16 protein-coding genes are annotated in these 15,576 nt (G+C 50.8%); 12 read left to right on the top strand and 4 right to left on the bottom strand.

The genetic code is table 11. The features are described 5' to 3' along the window. From B3P58_RS08955 to B3P58_RS08900, 12 genes are all read left to right on the top strand, one after another. The coding region (locus B3P58_RS08955; RefSeq protein WP_286717071.1) for a peptide chain release factor 3 at positions 1–1,533 on the top strand (1,533 nt) is incomplete at its 5' end. A gap of 180 nt (positions 1,534–1,713) precedes the next feature. Continuing rightward, complete coding sequence (locus B3P58_RS08950) at positions 1,714–2,343, top strand: response regulator transcription factor (RefSeq protein ID WP_286717070.1); 630 nt, start codon at positions 1,714–1,716, stop codon at positions 2,341–2,343. 46 nt (positions 2,344–2,389) lie between these two features. Next, positions 2,390–4,162: a hybrid sensor histidine kinase/response regulator gene (locus tag B3P58_RS08945; RefSeq protein ID WP_286717068.1), complete on the top strand. Its 1,773-nt coding sequence runs from the start codon at positions 2,390–2,392 to the stop codon at positions 4,160–4,162. Positions 4,163–4,241: 79 nt separating this feature from the next. Further along, on the top strand, positions 4,242–4,553 hold the full coding sequence (locus tag B3P58_RS08940; protein WP_145471060.1) for a hypothetical protein: 312 nt from the start codon (positions 4,242–4,244) through the stop codon (positions 4,551–4,553). Positions 4,554–4,775: 222 nt separating this feature from the next. Further along, positions 4,776–5,207 carry a 50S ribosomal protein L13 gene (gene rplM, locus B3P58_RS08935; protein ID WP_145471059.1) on the top strand — a complete coding sequence of 144 codons (432 nt, stop codon included), beginning with the start codon at positions 4,776–4,778 and terminating at the stop codon, positions 5,205–5,207. A gap of 4 nt (positions 5,208–5,211) precedes the next feature. Continuing rightward, positions 5,212–5,604, top strand: coding sequence for a 30S ribosomal protein S9 (gene rpsI / locus B3P58_RS08930; protein ID WP_145471077.1), 393 nt, complete (start codon positions 5,212–5,214; stop codon positions 5,602–5,604). Positions 5,605–5,827: 223 nt separating this feature from the next. Continuing rightward, positions 5,828–6,424, top strand: a complete 597-nt coding sequence (gene petA / locus B3P58_RS08925) for a ubiquinol-cytochrome c reductase iron-sulfur subunit (protein WP_286717067.1) — start codon at positions 5,828–5,830, stop codon at positions 6,422–6,424. Continuing rightward, entirely contained in the window at positions 6,424–7,656 is a 1,233-nt protein-coding gene (locus tag B3P58_RS08920) for a cytochrome b (protein ID WP_230332550.1), read from the top strand. The genes petA and B3P58_RS08920 overlap by 1 nt, the downstream gene beginning before the upstream one ends. A 2-nt stretch (positions 7,657–7,658) precedes the next feature. Next, positions 7,659–8,414, top strand: a complete 756-nt coding sequence (locus B3P58_RS08915) for a cytochrome c1 (RefSeq protein WP_230332551.1) — start codon at positions 7,659–7,661, stop codon at positions 8,412–8,414. Positions 8,415–8,503: 89 nt separating this feature from the next. After that, positions 8,504–9,130, top strand: a complete 627-nt coding sequence (gene sspA / locus B3P58_RS08910; protein ID WP_145471056.1) for a stringent starvation protein SspA — start codon at positions 8,504–8,506, stop codon at positions 9,128–9,130. Between the two features lie 11 nt (positions 9,131–9,141). Then, entirely contained in the window at positions 9,142–9,549 is a 408-nt protein-coding gene (locus B3P58_RS08905; protein ID WP_222428627.1) for a ClpXP protease specificity-enhancing factor, read from the top strand. 226 nt (positions 9,550–9,775) lie between these two features. After that, the gene (locus B3P58_RS08900) at positions 9,776–10,840 is read left to right on the top strand and encodes a BMP family ABC transporter substrate-binding protein (protein ID WP_349676586.1); all 1,065 of its coding nucleotides are present in this window, start codon (positions 9,776–9,778) and stop codon (positions 10,838–10,840) included. A 53-nt stretch (positions 10,841–10,893) separates the two neighbouring features. Here the strand turns inward: B3P58_RS08900 and B3P58_RS08895 are convergent, their stop codons facing one another. The 4 genes from B3P58_RS08895 to gatA form a co-directional block, all read right to left on the bottom strand. Beyond that, entirely contained in the window at positions 10,894–11,517 is a 624-nt protein-coding gene (locus tag B3P58_RS08895) for a hypothetical protein (protein WP_286717061.1), read from the bottom strand. 334 nt (positions 11,518–11,851) lie between these two features. Next, the gene (locus tag B3P58_RS08890; protein ID WP_286717060.1) at positions 11,852–12,463 is read right to left on the bottom strand and encodes an SRPBCC family protein; all 612 of its coding nucleotides are present in this window, start codon (positions 12,461–12,463) and stop codon (positions 11,852–11,854) included. 139 nt (positions 12,464–12,602) lie between these two features. Further along, entirely contained in the window at positions 12,603–14,063 is a 1,461-nt protein-coding gene (gene gatB, locus B3P58_RS08885) for an Asp-tRNA(Asn)/Glu-tRNA(Gln) amidotransferase subunit GatB (protein WP_145471052.1), read from the bottom strand. A 10-nt stretch (positions 14,064–14,073) separates the two neighbouring features. Further along, entirely contained in the window at positions 14,074–15,540 is a 1,467-nt protein-coding gene (gene gatA, locus B3P58_RS08880) for an Asp-tRNA(Asn)/Glu-tRNA(Gln) amidotransferase subunit GatA (protein ID WP_286717059.1), read from the bottom strand. Positions 15,541–15,576: the final 36 nt, after the last annotated feature.

Here is a 15,576-nt window from a genome sequence, read left to right as displayed (position 1 = left end):
TCGCACCCCGATGCGGGTAAAACCACCATCACCGAAAAGCTGTTGCTGTTCGGTAATGCCATTCAGTTGGCCGGTACGGTAAAAGGTAAGAAAACCGGCCGTATGGCGACCTCCGACTGGATGCAGATGGAGCAGGACCGTGGTATTTCCATTACCACCTCGGTAATGCAGTTTCCGTACAACGGCCGCATGGTTAACTTGCTGGATACACCGGGTCACGAAGACTTCTCGGAGGATACCTACCGCACCCTGACCGCAGTCGATTCCGTACTGATGGTTATCGACGGCGCCAAAGGTGTAGAAGACCGGACCATCAAGCTGATGGAAGTCTGTCGCCTGCGTGACACGCCGATCTTCACCTTTATCAACAAAATGGACCGTGAAGTCCGCGACCATATTGAAGTTCTGGACGAAATTGAAACCATCCTGAAAATCAAATGCGCCCCCGTTACCTGGCCAATTGGCATGGGTAAGGCATTTAAAGGGGTGTATAACCTGATCACCGACACGATTCATGTGTTTACACCGGGTCAGGGCAGTGTGGTGCCGGATGATATTCAGATTCAGGGGCTGGAGTCCGCTGAAGCAGAAGCCTTGCTGGGTGCTGATTTAGTCGCCGAGCTGGTGGATGAAATTGAACTGGTGCGCGGCGCCAGCTATGAGTTTGATCTGGATGAATATCTGCGCGGTGAAATGACCCCGGTATTCTTCGGTACGGCACTGGCCAACTTTGGTGTACGTGAACTGCTCAACTACTTCGTTGAATGGGCACCGGCGCCATTAGCCCGTGATACTGATAAGGGGCCGGTTGCTCCGGCCGATGATAAGTTCACCGGCTTTATCTTTAAGATTCAGGCCAATATGGATCCGAAGCACCGTGACCGTATTGCCTTTATGCGTATCTGCTCTGGCACCTACAGCAAGGGCATGAAGATGAAGCACGTACGCATTGGCAAAGATGTAAAAATCGCCGATGCCGTAACCTTCCTTGCCGGTGACCGTTCGGCGGTGGAAGAGGCTATTTCCGGCGATATTATCGGTCTGCATAACCATGGCACCATCCAGATTGGTGATACCTTCACCTTTGGTGACGATATGCAGTTCACCGGTATTCCGCATTTTGCTCCGGAATTATTTAAGCGTGTGCGCCTGAAAGATCCGCTGAAAATGAAGCAGCTGCAGAAAGGTCTGCAGCAGCTGTCAGAAGAGGGTGCGACCCAGCTGTTTATGCCGCTGAATAATAACGACCTGATTCTGGGCGCGGTGGGTGTGCTGCAGTTTGATGTGGTACAGCAGCGTTTGCGTGATGAATACAAGGTGGAATGTATTTACGAGCCGGTCAGTGTCAGTACGGCGCGCTGGGTGTACTGCAGCGACAGTAAAATGCTGGAAGACTTTAAGCGTAAGGGCGGTGAAAACCTGGCCATCGATGGTGGCGGTTACCTCACTTATATTGCCCCTACCCGGGTGAATCTGAGTCTGACTCAGGAGCGCTGGCCGGATATCGATTTCCGCGCGACACGCGAACACTGAAGCTGAACACGAAGCCCGCATTATGCGGGCTTTTTGTTGGCTGTTTTCCGGTGTGTCCACGTGGTCTGCGTATTCCATTCTTTCAGATGGTTACAGTCTGATCGGGGTGCGATAGATTAAAGAGTTTGGCGGCAGAGTGTTTGCTGGCTGACGGATCGCCATTTTCAGCAGGAAGGGATTATGAAAATACTACTGGTCGATGATCATCAGATGTTTCTGGACGGGTTGAGGGGCATTCTTGCCGGGTCTGGCCTGGCGACGGATATAGATGCCGTTAATAACGGTCAGGATGCGCTGAAGAAACTGCTGTCCGGAGCATTTGATATCGCGCTGATCGACTTGCGTCTGCCGATCATGGATGGGTTTACCCTTCTGGCTGAGCTGAATCGGCGTAACAATCTGACGCCGGTTATTATTGTGTCCGCTTCCCGCGATCCGGATGATATGCAAAAAGCAGTTGAGCTGGGGGCGATGAGTTTTATTCCTAAATCGTCTTCCGGGCAGCGGATCATTCAGACAATCAACGATGTTCTGGATGGTAAAGTCACATATTCCAATGATGGTTACCCTGCTGCCGATACGGCTTTTTTAAACGAAAGTGAAGAGTGGGCGGCGCAGCATAATATGACCCGCCGGCAGCTTGAAGTGCTGCGCCTGGTCAGAAAAGGGCTGTCGAACCAGGCAATTGCCGAACAGATGTGTCTGAGTGTGGCCACGGTCAAATCGCATATCAGCGCTATTTTCCACGCGCTGGGTGCACAGAGTCGTTCCGAATCGAGCAAAAAGGCCCATCAGCTTGGGCTGGATTAGGCGGGTCTCTGTGCGGCATCCGTGGCGTGCCCAGAACAGCGCTACCGTGTCAGAGTATGAGAATGAAATTCTCGCCGAAAAAATCAGGGTAGTTCACCGTAATACACCCATGATTCTGGCGGGCAATTTACTCGGCAGCGCTCCTCTGCTGATTGTTTTCTGGCATGGCGATTACTCGACCCGCGTCATCCTCTGGTCTGTTTTACTTTATATAATGCTGGCGATCCGGATGCTGCATTATCATTTTCCCGGTAGTGCGATTGTCACGCACCGGGAAACATTCCGTTATGGCATAGAGCAGGTACTGCTGATTTTCCTGACAGGTTGTATCTGGGGGATCGGCGGGGCGATATTATTTGATGCCGATAACATCAATAATATTGCTTATCTGATTCTCACGTTTATCAGCATGATTGCTGGCAGCATGGTATCGCTGTCTTCCCGTCCGGTTGCCTATATTTTATTTTCAGCCCCTCTTATGACGCCCATGGTTCTGAGTATGTTTATTCAGGATGAATATATGTATCGCTGGATGGGATTTGGGGCTGCAGTCTATTTATTTGCGACGTTTGGCTTCAGCCGGACGATACACCGGGTTATTGATAACTCCATCCGCCTTAAATACGAAAACCTGGATCTGATCGCAGACCTACAGCAACAAACCGACCGCGCTAACCGCGCCAGTGAAGAAAAATCGCGTTTTCTCGCATCTGCCAGTCACGACCTCCGTCAGCCTCTGCATGCGGTCAGTCTGTATGCCGAAATTCTTAATAAAAAAATTGTGGTCCGTGATCAGCGTGAAGATCTGGAAAATATCAGCCAGGGGCTGGAGTCTCTGAGTGAACTGCTGGAAGCACTGTTTGACGTATCGCGTCTGGATGCCGATAACAACGTTGCCATTAATAAACAGAGTTTCTGTATCGATGATCTGCTCGACAAGCTGGAGCGGCAGTTTGTTATTGACAGCACCTTAAAAGGGCTTAGTTTCAGCGTCGATTACTGCAATTGTGTGGTTTACTCCGACCCGGTTCTGCTGGAACGGGTGCTGACTAATCTGCTGGTTAATGCCGTGAAATATACCTCGGAGGGTGGTATCCGGGTGTTATTTGAAGCAGCAGATCAACAGGTTAAATTGCGTATTATCGATACCGGTATTGGCATCTCAGAAGAAGATCTGGACTGTATTTTTCAGGAATTTTTTCAGGTACATAATCAGGAGCGTGACCGTAAGCGCGGTCTGGGGCTGGGGCTGGCTATTGTGCAGCGGATTCTCAAACTGCTGGGCCACGAAATACAGGTGAGTTCGGTATTGGGGCAGGGAACTGAGGTTGCCTTACTGCTGCCGCTCAGCCATGAGCCGCTACCTGCTAAACCGGCTCTCGCAGGCAGCCCGGAAGGATACAACGCTTTTGCCGGGCTGAATATCATGGTGGTTGATAATGAAGCCTCCATTGTTATGGCGATGGAGTCGCTGTTATCGGTCTGGGGAAGTCACTGCATCAGTTTTTCCTCAACCAGTGACGCGCTTGCTGCGATAGCAGACGGATTTATTCCGGATTTTATGATCGTTGATTACCGTATGCCTGGCCGGTATGACGGCTGTTCTTTTGTGCATGAAGTCAGGCGGACGTTGGCGGATGTTCCGGCTCTGATTGTCACCGGCGATACCAGTGACGAAGTGGTCAGCAGCTTCCACCGTCAGCGGCTGGATTATCTGCACAAGCCCATCAAGCCGGCGCAGCTGAGAATGCTGGTGGCACGTATACTGCGCCGTCATGCAGAGGCACAGGGAAGCATTGCGCAGGATCGTATGCACTGATAATAAGGTCAGTGCTGTCTTGCAGCTGCAGAGATCTGAGCTAGGCTTTAGCCAGTTATCGTTCTGCGGGTTAATCGTTATGGTTGCTTTTTTTCTGGTCGGCATGGCGCTGGCCTGTGCTCTTTGTTACAGCGCTTACTTCCTGTTGCAGGCAAAGGTTCTGGATGAAACGCTCACGATGGATGACGGCAAGGGCTATTTTCTGGTAGCCTGCATCCTGATTGGTTTTGTCGTCAGCGTTACCTGCTTCTATGTCGGGCAAACGCTGGGTTACGACCAGCAGGAAGACACCTCGACCATGATGGCTCTGGCCATTCTGCTCGATATCATGGTCACCATGCTGACCCTGATTTACGGTCTGGTGAAGTTCCGCGAGCCGGAACATTACTGATCAAATCATAGCCGGTACAGATACCTGAACCGCCGTTTGCTGACCGCAAACGGCGGTTTCTTTTACTGTGTCGGCGGGCGCCATCCCAGTGCCGGTGCGGGCTTAACCGCAGTGGCCGGTCGGATCATAATTCATACAGGATTATGACTTGCGGAAGAATCTTCCTTCCTATAGAATGCCGCCCTCTTTTCGAATCAACATGCCCTTAAAGGCGAGAAATTGATGAAAACATACAGCGCGAAACCCGAAACCGTAAAACGTGAGTGGTTTGTAGTTGATGCAGCTGAACAGACGCTGGGTCGCCTGGCCACTGAGGTTGCTCGCCGTCTGAGAGGCAAGCACAAGCCAGAATACACTCCACACGTTGATACCGGCGATTACATCGTTGTTATCAATGCAGACAAAGTTAAAGTTACCGGTAATAAAACCAGTGACAAGATGTACCATCATCACACTGGTTACCCAGGTGGTCTGAAGTCTATTTCTTTCGAGAAACTGATCGACCATAAGCCTGAAATGGTAATCGAACTGGCCGTTAAAGGTATGCTTCCAAAGAATCCTTTAGGTCGTGCCATGTACAAAAAAATGAAAGTTTATGCTGGTAGCGAGCATCCGCATACCGCTCAGCAGCCGCAAGAACTGAAACTGGGATAATATGATGGCAGTCTCTCAATACTATGGTACCGGTCGTCGTAAGACTTCCACAGCTCGTGTGTTCCTGCGTCCTGGTACAGGCAGCATCGTAGTTAACAAGCGTCCTCTGGATGTTTACTTCGGTCGTGAAACCGCTCGCATGGTTGTTCGCCAGCCACTCGAACTGACTGAAAACCTGACCAAGTTTGACGTTATTGTTAACGTTAACGGCGGTGGTGGTAACGGTCAGGCCGGTGCTATCCGTCACGGTATTACCCGTGCACTGATGCAATACGACGAAACTCTGCGTCCTTCTCTGCGCGCAGCGGGTTATGTTACCCGTGACGCTCGTGAAGTTGAGCGTAAGAAAGTGGGTCTGCGTAAAGCACGTAAGAAGCCACAATTCTCCAAGCGTTAATTCGCTCGAAGGATACAAAAAGAAGCGTTCATTGGCCTATGTCAATGGACGCTTTTTTTATGCCCAAAACCCCATGTTCTGTGGGTTTTTCAGGTTGTTTCCACCTCCCAATTTCTTTACTATGTGCGCCGCTCTGTATGCTACGCTGGGTCTGTACAAAAAACATACAGCAGGCTCCTGACCTTGTAGCACAAAAGAATTTTTTTGATGGGAGAAGATGGTAATGAGTCAAGACGGCGTGAATAAGGGTCGGCGTACTCTGCTCGTAGGCGCTACAGCCGGCGTCGGTGCTGTCGGCGCTGGCTTTCTCGCAGTACCCTTCGTGAAATCTTGGTTGCCAAGTGAGAAGGCGAAAGCAGCAGGTGCTCCGGCAAAAGTCGATATCAGCAAAATTGAGCCAGGTGCGATGCTGACCGCCGCATGGCGTGGTAAGCCGGTGTATATTGCACGCCGCACTCAGGAAACTCTGGACAATCTTCCGGCGCTGAACAGCCGCCTCAAAGATCCTGAAAATTCCAATAAAGAACAACAGCCAGCCTATGCGGATAATATTAACCGTTCGCGTAAGCCGGAATTTATTGTACTGCTGGGTGTGTGTACTCACCTGGGTTGTGCACCGAAATACTTTGCTGAAGTTCAGCCGGAAGCATTCGATGCAAACTGGCAGGGTGGTTGGTTCTGCCCATGTCACGGTTCCCGTTTCGACCTGTCAGGTCGTGTATTTAACGGCTCACCGGCAGCCTCTAACCTGGTCGTTCCCCCATATTCCTTCGAGGGCGACAATGTTCTGGTAATCGGTGTCGATGAGGAGAACGCTTAATGAGTAAGCAGCAAAACACTCTGATGGGCTGGATTGATGACCGTCTGCCGGTTACCCAGACCTATGAAAAGCATATGTCCAAGTACTATGCACCGAAGAACTTCAACTTCTGGTATTTCTTCGGCGTACTGTCAATGATGATGCTGGCTAACCAGATTCTGACTGGTGTCTGGCTGACTATGAACTTCGTGCCAAGTGCCGAAGGCGCTTTTGCCTCTGTTGAATACATCATGCGTGATGTTGAGTGGGGCTGGCTGATCCGCTACCTGCATTCCACTGGTGCGACCTTCTTCTTTATTGCCGTTTATCTGCACATGATGCGTGCGATTCTGTACGGTTCATACCAGAAGCCACGTGAGCTGATCTGGATCTTCGGTATGCTGATTTATCTGGCTCTGATGGCGGAAGCTTTCATGGGTTACGTACTGCCATGGGGACAGATGTCTTACTGGGGTGCGCAGGTAATTATCTCTCTGTTCTCAGTTATTCCTTTCGGTATTGGTGATGCTCTGACTGAGTGGATCCGTGGTGACTTCCTGATTTCCGGTGCCACCCTGAACCGCTTCTTCGCTCTGCACGTTATTGCTGTGCCTCTGGTGATTGTGATGCTGGTGGTTCTGCACCTGCTGGCGCTGCACGAAGTTGGCTCTAACAACCCGGATGGCGTTGATATCAAAAAACTGAAAGACGAAAACGGCAAGCCGCTGGATGGTATTCCGTTCCACCCTTACTACACCGTTCATGACCTGGTGGGTATCGTCGTCTTCCTGATGATTTTCTGTACCGTACTGTTCTTCTTCCCTGAAGGTAACGGTTTCATGCTGGAGTACGCTAACTTTGAGCCAGCTAACGGCCTGAAGACACCTGCACACATTGCTCCTGTATGGTACTTCGGTGCGTTCTACGCAATTCTGCGTGCAGTACCGGATAAGCTGCTGGGCGTTATTGCTATGGCTGCTGCTATTGCTGTGCTGTTTGTTCTGCCATGGCTGGATCGCAGCCCGGTTAAGAGCTGGCGCTACAAAGGCTGGATCAGCAAAGTATTTATTGTTGTATTTGCTGCCGCCTTCGTTGAACTGACCTGGCTTGGTACTCAGCCAGCAAACGACCTGAATACTTTCCTGGCTCGTTTCTGCTCAGTTATTTACTTTGGCTTCTTCCTGCTGATGCCGTTCTACACCCGCATGGAAAAAACCAAACCAGTACCAGAGCGCGTAACCGGGGGCCACTGATAATGAAAAAAGTATTCGCGTTAATTGCCGCATTTATCCCAGCGTTTGCACTGGCTTCTGAGTCAGGTGTGCATCTGGATAAGCACCTTACAGATCTGACTGACACTGCATCTCTGCAGCGTGGTGCACAGACCTTTGCTAACTACTGCATGGGCTGTCACTCTCTGGAGCATGCCCGTTTCAACCGTGTTGCCCGCGATCTGGGTATCCCGGAAGATCTGATGAAAGAAAACCTGATTTTTGCCGACAAGCAGTTCGGTGAACTGATGACCATCGGTATGCAGAAGGAAGACTCCAAGCGCTGGTTTGGTGCGACTCCTCCGGATCTGACTCTGGTTGCCCGCGTACGTCGCCCTGACTGGGTATATACCTACATGCGCAGCTTCTACGAAGATCCAAGCCGTCCATGGGGCGTGAACAACGTTGTATTTAAAGACGTTGGTATGCCGCATGTTCTGGCGGATCTGCAAGGCCGTCAGGTAAAAGGTACCGCACAGGTTGCTGTTGGTTTTGATACCCTGACTGGTCAGGAAATCACCGAAGAGCACGAAGGTGTTCTGTACCTGGCTGAAGAAGGCAAGCTGTCTGCTGAAGAGTACGACAAAGTTGTGTATGACCTGGTTAACTTCCTGGTTTACATGGCTGAGCCAATTGCCGTTGAGCGTGAGCGCATCGGCTGGTGGGTACTGTTATTCCTGGCAATCTTCTTTGTTCCTGTATATATGCTGAACAAAGAATACTGGCGCGACGTTAAGTAATACGTCCGGCAGTTAATTGCCTGCACAGCCCGTCCGCTTTTGCGGCCGGGCTATCTTTGTTTTTGGGTTTGCTAAGAGGTAAGGAAATTATGGGGGTTGTGGCTAAACGCTCTTCCATGACGTTCTATTCGGATGCGTCAGATCATTACAGTCACCGTGTACGTATCGTACTGGCTGAAAAAGGGGTGGCGGTAGAAATTCATGACGTCGATCCCGACAACAAGCCAGAAGATCTGGCATCACTGAACCCATACAACTCGCTGCCGACACTGGTGGATCGCGATCTGGTTCTGTACGAACCAAACGTGATGATGGAATACCTCGACGAGCGCTTTCCGCATCCGCCGCTGCTGCCGGTTTACCCGGTTGCCCGTGCGCAGAGCCGTCTGTGGATTAACCGCATCGAAAAAGACTGGGGCGGCCTGATCGACACCATCCTTAATGGTAAAGGTAAAGACGTTGAGGCTGCCCGTAAGCAGCTGACTGACAGCCTGATCGCAACCAGCCCGATCTTTGCAGAACTGCCATATTTTATGAGCGAAGAGTTCTCCATCGTTGATTGCTGCGTTGGCCCGATCCTGTGGCGTCTGCCTGTACTGGGTATCGAATTGCCGGAGAAATCCTGTAAGCCGATGCTGCAATATATGGAGCGTCTGTTCGAGCGTGAATCCTTTATCGCCAGCCTCTCTGAAGCTGAGCGGGAAATGCGCGACTGATGAGTAATACCATGACACCCAGCCGCCCGTATCTAATGCGGGCGCTGAATGAGTGGATTCTCGATAATCAGTGCACGCCTTACGTTCTGGTTGATGCCTTACTGCCCGATGTTCAGGTTCCGCAGGAATATGTGAATAACGGGCAGATTGTGCTGAATATCAGTCCCGGGGCAGTGCAGAACCTGCTGATTGATGAAAGCGGCCTGTCGTTTAATGCCCGCTTTGGTGGTGTGCCTATGGCAGTCTTCGTTCCTGTCATTGCCATACTGGCAATTTATGCACGCGAAAATGGCCAGGGTATGGTGTTTGGCTCTGAAGCCGGAGCACCGGACCCGGACGATCCGCAGCCGCCGAAGAAAAAACCTGCAACGGATACTCCGTCAGGTGGCGCAAGACCTTCGCTGAAAGTGGTGAAGTAGTTGTTTTCGTCAAAATAAAAGAACCGCCGTCAGGCGGTTTTTTTTATGTCTGCCTGTTACCCAGTCCTGCTCCTCCCGGGCTGTTATTCAATAAATGGCGCGTCTTTGACCACTTTTGAAAATTTATTGTGATAGCTATCGATAAATGAAGATCCTGCGCTTGAAGGCAGAAACTGGCTGAGCATAATGCCTGACCAATTGGTCAAGTATTAATGGTCGGATCGCTATGCGCCTCTGTATGTTAAATCTGTTACTCGTATGTTTGTACTCACTGACAACTGCTGCTCATGCACAAATTAAAGCGGCTTTCATTTATGTCGGACCAGCAAAAGAAGTGGGCTGGTCACACTCGCATGACGAAGGCCGTCAGTACCTGGAAAAAGTTTTCGGTGCGGATGTTAAAACTGAGTATGCAGAATTCGTACAGGAAGGGCGGGCTTCCGCCGAGGCGATCCGTAAACTGGCTGAAAATAACGATATTATTTTTACCACCTCACAGGGCTATATGGTCACCACAGCGCGTGTTGCACGCGAATTTCCGGCGGTTAAATTTGATAACGCAACCGGACTGCGTCTGAGTGATAATCTCGGCAGTTATGCTGCACGTGCTTATGAACCGCGCTATTTATCCGGCATGATTGCCGGTGCCATGACCCGCAGTAACCGCATTGGTTTTGTTGCCGCCCATGCTATTCCGGAAGTTATCCGTGGTATTAACGCATTTACTCTTGGCGTGCGCCGGGTAAACCCTCAGGCGGTTGTTGAAGTAAAGTGGACCCGTCAGTGGTACGCGCCGGACAAAGCCTCTGAGCTGGCCCGTGAACTGCTGAAAAGCGGTGCTGATGTGCTGACCCATCACACCGACTCGCCAGCGGTTGTTAAAGAAGCAGAAGCCGCTGGCGTGTTTGCCATCAGCTTCCACTCCAATATGTCAGAATTTGCCCCGACCAAACAAATTGCCTCGGTTGGTTATGATTGGGGAAAATACTACGCCACACAGATTCAGGCGTTAAAAGAAGGCAACTGGAGCAGCAAGCGATTGTGGCTGGGTATGAGTGAGGATATTGCCCAGCTGAATAATCTCAGCGATCAGATTCCGGCAGCAGTGCGCGATCAGGTGTCGCAGGTTGAAAAGGAAATAAAGAATAAAACCTTCAGCGTTTTCTCCGGCCCTGTTCTTAACAGTCGCGGTCGTCCACTGGTTCGCGCCGGCGAATCTCTCACCGATGATGAGCTGCTGCGTATGAACTGGTATGTGGAAGGCGTGGTTGGTGAGATGCCGTCGTTTTGATATCTATGTGGATTGATCTTGCTGGATATAAGAAACCGCTGAAAGGCGGCTTCTTATTCAGTCGTGCAGTAATCCGACTTCATCTGCTTCCAATGTTCTATCTGTAATCTAAGCTCTGGTGTCATGAAGGAATAACCTGCTGGTTGAGGGCGGGGCTGATCATTTGCAATGATTTTGCTTATATTACTTAGGCTAACTATATTGGCGCGCTCTAGATTTTTTGTTACAGGCATGAAAACTAAAGCTTCTCCTATCTTTCCTAATATTACTGCACACTTATAGTAAGTATTTTTCAACTGAATTTCGTACATGTCGTGATTTAGGTAATTAGATTGTGTAGGTGGTAACTCCCGGGTGGCAGTCAGACATGCTGATGCAGCGAAGAATATACCGAGACTTGTGGGAATAAGCATTCCTGATTTTTTGCTTAAATAGTTCGCCATTAAGAAAAATATTAGGGCAATCAATAGTAGTGCTTCTGCAGCAATGAGATTTGTCCTCTCAAAGGAAAATATTAATGGACCTGAACTGTCCGATAACAATGAGAAATCAATTCCGACTTTTGAGTAGTAGTATTTGGCCAATAAGTAATTGGTAAGGTAGAAAACTGTAGTAACGAAGGGAATTGTTGCTAGTAGTTTCCAGTTCTCGATAGGCTGTTGGCTCGACTTGTCCATGTGTGCTCCTCAATATTCATTTGTCCGCCAAATAGAAAACTGGGCGATTACCCAGTTTCCTATTCGCGTAGCAACAGATGTTTGACTTCTGGTGTTCAGCTTTAAGAGTTCGACTACGGACAAACAAATTCCTCCGCTTGCTGAGCCTCTTCAGCAGTATGCCCATAATGGCCTGTGGTTAATCACTTTGTCCGCTTTTTGCATCAGGTCAATAAAAGGCCTGATGTTTCTAGGCAAGTGTTGCCAGGCAGCCTTGCCAGTCTTGGTCGGTAACCGATACCCGGGCTATCGGAATTCGGTTGTTACACTGTGATGCCTGCTTCTGATTCAGATTTCAAGCATCAAACGGACTTTTCGGCTCCCACGGATGCGGACGCTCGAACGCATCTTTCTGCTCGATCATGGCCTTAATATTTTCCAGGTTCAGGCGGAATACCCGCTCACCTTCGAACTGACTGACCCAGAATACAAAATGTTCAAAAACGGAATATTTTGTATGGTCGTCGAGATCACCTTCAAAGGTCAGGCGGGTGGTGCCATTGCCCAGATCTTCATATAGCTGATAGGCGGTAAACTGAAAACGCTCGAATAATTCCCAGCTGGTGTTGGAGACATTATAGGTGCGCAGGGTACGGCGCTTGTATGGTTCAGCGGTCAGCGTGCGTTCATCCCAGAAAAATCCTTCTTCATTGTCGTTGCGGAAGCAGCGGCGCAGGGCACCGATCTGGCCTTCGGCAACCGGTGAACTTTCCAGTGGGCGGATATGATCGAAGATTACCGACCAGCCTTTCGCGTGGCGGTTATCAGAAAGAAAATCCCAGACTTCTTTGACGGGCGCATTAATAACAACGCTGTGTGAAGTAACAACGTGGCGCTGGGCCTGAGCAATAAGGATAACAACAGACAAAGTGACAACGGCCACCAGTCCGGCTAATAGTTTTTTCATAAGCGTTTCCGGATAAATAAGGAGGTGAGTCGTGAGATATCCGGCAGAAAGAGTGCCGGAAAATAATTCCGTCCGTGGTGCTTTTATTATGGTGTTATAAAACGCCCACCGTGGTTATTGGCGGCGGGCGCTGAGGGGCTTACAGCTCTGACAGTTTTTTCTGCAGTACGTCCATAACCACCTGCGGGTTAACCCCTTTAGCGGCTTTACGCACCAGACCAATAAAAGGCCCGATGGCTTTGGCACGTTTATCTTCCGGAGTGGCCAGATAGCCTTCAACCAGTTTCGGGTTGGCAGCCAGAACCTCGGCCACAATGGCTTCGATTGCGCCGCTGTCGGATACCTGTTTCAGGCCCAGAGAATCGACCAGCTTGTCGACGCTTTCTGCGCTGCCGTCACCTTTTCCTTCGACCAGAGCGTTAAAGACTTCTTTTGCACCACCGTTGTTCAGGGTGTTGTCTTTAATCAGCTGCAGAATGCGGCCCAGTTGTTCGGCGCTGACGGCCAGTTCGCCGATGCTGATTTCGAGACGGTTCAGCGTGGCAGACACATCCCCCTGTACCCAGTTGGCCGCCAGCTTATAGTCGTTGGCGATTTTTGCCGCGGTTTCGAAATAGTGTGCCAGCTCACGGTTGGCCGCCAGTACGGCAGCATCGATTGCGCTCAGGCCGTGTGCGTGGGCAAAGCGGGCACGTTTCGCATCCGGCAGTTCCGGCAGGGTGGCACGTACGGCTTCAACGTAGTTGTCGTCGATGATTACCGGTAATAAATCCGGGCAAGGGAAGTAGCGGTAATCGTTGGCAACTTCTTTGGAGCGCATGGCGCGGGTTTCGTTTTTGTCGGCATCGTACAGGCGGGTTTCCTGAATGATTTTGCCGCCGTCTTCGAGAATATCCATCTGCCGTGCAATTTCTGCATCGATGGCACGTTCCACGTTGCGGAAAGAGTTTACGTTTTTAATTTCGGTGCGGGTGCCGAATTCTTCCTGACCTTTCGGGCGCAGGGAAACGTTACAGTCGCAACGCATTGAACCCTGGGATAAATCGCCGTCGCAAATACCCAGGTAAGTCACGATGCTGTGCATTTTACGGAAATAGGCTGCGGCTTCTTTGGCGTTGCGCATTTCCGGCTCGGATACGATTTCAATCAGCGGTGTGCCGGCACGGTTCAGGTCGATACCGGACATACCGTTAAAGCCTTCGTGCACCGATTTACCGGCGTCTTCTTCCAGGTGCGCACGGGTAACGTTAATACGCTTGCTGCTGCCGTCTTCCAGTTCGATATCGATATGGCCGATGCCAACAATCGGATGGTGCAGCTGGGTGGTCTGGTAGCCTTTGGGAGAATCCGGGTAGAAATAGTTTTTACGGTCAAAAACCGATTTCAGGCCGATTTCTGCGTCAATGGCGAGACCGAATTTCACTGCCATACGCAGTGCTTCTTCGTTAAACGCTGGCAGTACACCAGGCAGACCCAGATCGATGGCACAGGCCTGGGTATTGGCGTCGGCACCGTACGCGGTCGACGAGCCGGAGAAAATTTTCGATTTGGTGGCCAGCTGAGCGTGAATCTCAAGGCCGATTACAACTTCCCATTCCATGATTCGCTCCTCAGATGTCAGCCTGGTTTTTAAGGTCAGGTGTTTTCAGATGCCAGTCGGTGTGTTGCTGGAATTTATGCGCAGCATTCAGCAGACGGCCTTCGTCAAAATAATTACCGATCAGCTGTAAGCCGACAGGTAAGTTGTTTACCTGACCACAGGAAATCGACATGCCAGGCAGGCCTGCCAGATTCAGGGCGATGGTGAAAATATCTTCAAGGTACATGTCGACCGGGTCTGCGGTTTTTTCGCCGCATTTAAATGCCGGCGTCGGAGTGGTTGGTCCCATGATGATATCGACTTCGTTAAAGGCATTCACAAAGTCATTTTTAATCAGGCGGCGTACCTGCTGCGCTTTTTTGTAGTAAGCATCGTAGAAACCGGCAGACAGGGCATAAGCACCGACCATAATGCGGCGTTTAACTTCGATACCGAAACCTTCACCACGCGAGCGTTTGTACAGGTCGTTAATATCCTGCGGATTTTCGCAACGGTAACCAAAACGTACACCGTCCATGCGTGACAGGTTGGCGGAGCACTCGGCCGGCGCAATGATGTAATAGGCAGGAATGGCCAGATGGGTATTCGGCAGTGAAATTTCTTTCACTTTCGCGCCCATTTTTTCGTATTCGGCGATGGCGTTGCGCACCTGCTGCTGCATTTCGGCACTTAAATCGCTGCGGAAATATTCTTTCGGCAGGCCGATGGTTAAACCTTCGATGCTGTTATTCAGTGTGGCGGTGTAATCCGGTACTTCACGGTCAACACAGGTGGAGTCTTTGGCATCAAAGCCGGCCATAACATTGAGCATCATGGCGGAGTCTTCGGCGGTACGGGTAATGGTACCGGCCTGATCGAGACTGGAGGCGTAAGCAATCATGCCCCAGCGTGATACGCGGCCATAGGTTGGCTTCAGGCCGGTCAGGCCACAGAAGGCGGCCGGCTGGCGGATCGAACCACCGGTATCGGATGCCGTGGCACCTGGTACCAGTTGCGCGGCTACGGCGGCGGCTGAACCACCGGAAGAGCCACCGGGAACACGGTCGGTATCCCAGGGGTTTTTAACGGCGCCGAAAAAAGAGCTTTCGTTGGATGAGCCCATGGCAAATTCATCCATGTTCAGCTTACCCAGAGACACGGCACCGGCGTTGTTGAAGTTTTCAACAATGGTGGCGTCGTAAGGCGCAACGAAATTGCTCAGCATTTTTGAGCCGCAGGTGGTCAGAACACCGTTGGTACAGAAAATATCTTTATGTGCCATCGGCACGCCGGTCCAGGCATCGGCATTGCCGGCTGCGCGACGGGCATCGGCGGCTTTGGCCTGAGCCAGTGCCTGTTCTTCGCTCACGGTAATGAAACTGTTGTAGCGATTATCGGTCTGTTTGATGCGGGAAAGCAGGTTCTCAGTAATTTCGACACTGCTGTATTCACCGGCCGCCAGATCGCGGGAAATTTCTGCGATGGTTTTGTTATGCATAAGGAATCCTTGTCCCCGGGGCTGAGCCTCAGGTTT

Origin of the sequence: Thalassolituus sp. UBA2009 (assembly GCF_002335285.1) — a bacterium.
GTDB classification, from domain to species: Bacteria; Pseudomonadota; Gammaproteobacteria; order Pseudomonadales; family Oceanobacteraceae; genus Venatoribacter; species Venatoribacter alkanivorans.
Note: the sequence above shows the minus strand (reverse complement) of the source record. Positions and strands in the feature narration are given on the sequence as shown.

Coding starts and splice junctions, on each gene's coding strand:
- B3P58_RS08900 (WP_349676586.1), top strand. CDS start 9,776: ATGCGCCTCTGTATGTTAAATCTGTTACTCGTATGTTTGTACTCACTG.
- rplM (WP_145471059.1), top strand. CDS start 4,776: ATGAAAACATACAGCGCGAAACCCGAAACCGTAAAACGTGAGTGGTTT.
- B3P58_RS08940 (WP_145471060.1), top strand. CDS start 4,242: ATGGTTGCTTTTTTTCTGGTCGGCATGGCGCTGGCCTGTGCTCTTTGT.
- gatA (WP_286717059.1), bottom strand. CDS start 15,540: ATGCATAACAAAACCATCGCAGAAATTTCCCGCGATCTGGCGGCCGGT.
- rpsI (WP_145471077.1), top strand. CDS start 5,212: ATGGCAGTCTCTCAATACTATGGTACCGGTCGTCGTAAGACTTCCACA.
- B3P58_RS08895 (WP_286717061.1), bottom strand. CDS start 11,517: ATGGACAAGTCGAGCCAACAGCCTATCGAGAACTGGAAACTACTAGCA.
- B3P58_RS08905 (WP_222428627.1), top strand. CDS start 9,142: ATGACACCCAGCCGCCCGTATCTAATGCGGGCGCTGAATGAGTGGATT.
- B3P58_RS08890 (WP_286717060.1), bottom strand. CDS start 12,463: ATGAAAAAACTATTAGCCGGACTGGTGGCCGTTGTCACTTTGTCTGTT.
- B3P58_RS08950 (WP_286717070.1), top strand. CDS start 1,714: ATGAAAATACTACTGGTCGATGATCATCAGATGTTTCTGGACGGGTTG.
- petA (WP_286717067.1), top strand. CDS start 5,828: ATGAGTCAAGACGGCGTGAATAAGGGTCGGCGTACTCTGCTCGTAGGC.
- sspA (WP_145471056.1), top strand. CDS start 8,504: ATGGGGGTTGTGGCTAAACGCTCTTCCATGACGTTCTATTCGGATGCG.
- B3P58_RS08920 (WP_230332550.1), top strand. CDS start 6,424: ATGAGTAAGCAGCAAAACACTCTGATGGGCTGGATTGATGACCGTCTG.
- B3P58_RS08915 (WP_230332551.1), top strand. CDS start 7,659: ATGAAAAAAGTATTCGCGTTAATTGCCGCATTTATCCCAGCGTTTGCA.
- gatB (WP_145471052.1), bottom strand. CDS start 14,063: ATGGAATGGGAAGTTGTAATCGGCCTTGAGATTCACGCTCAGCTGGCC.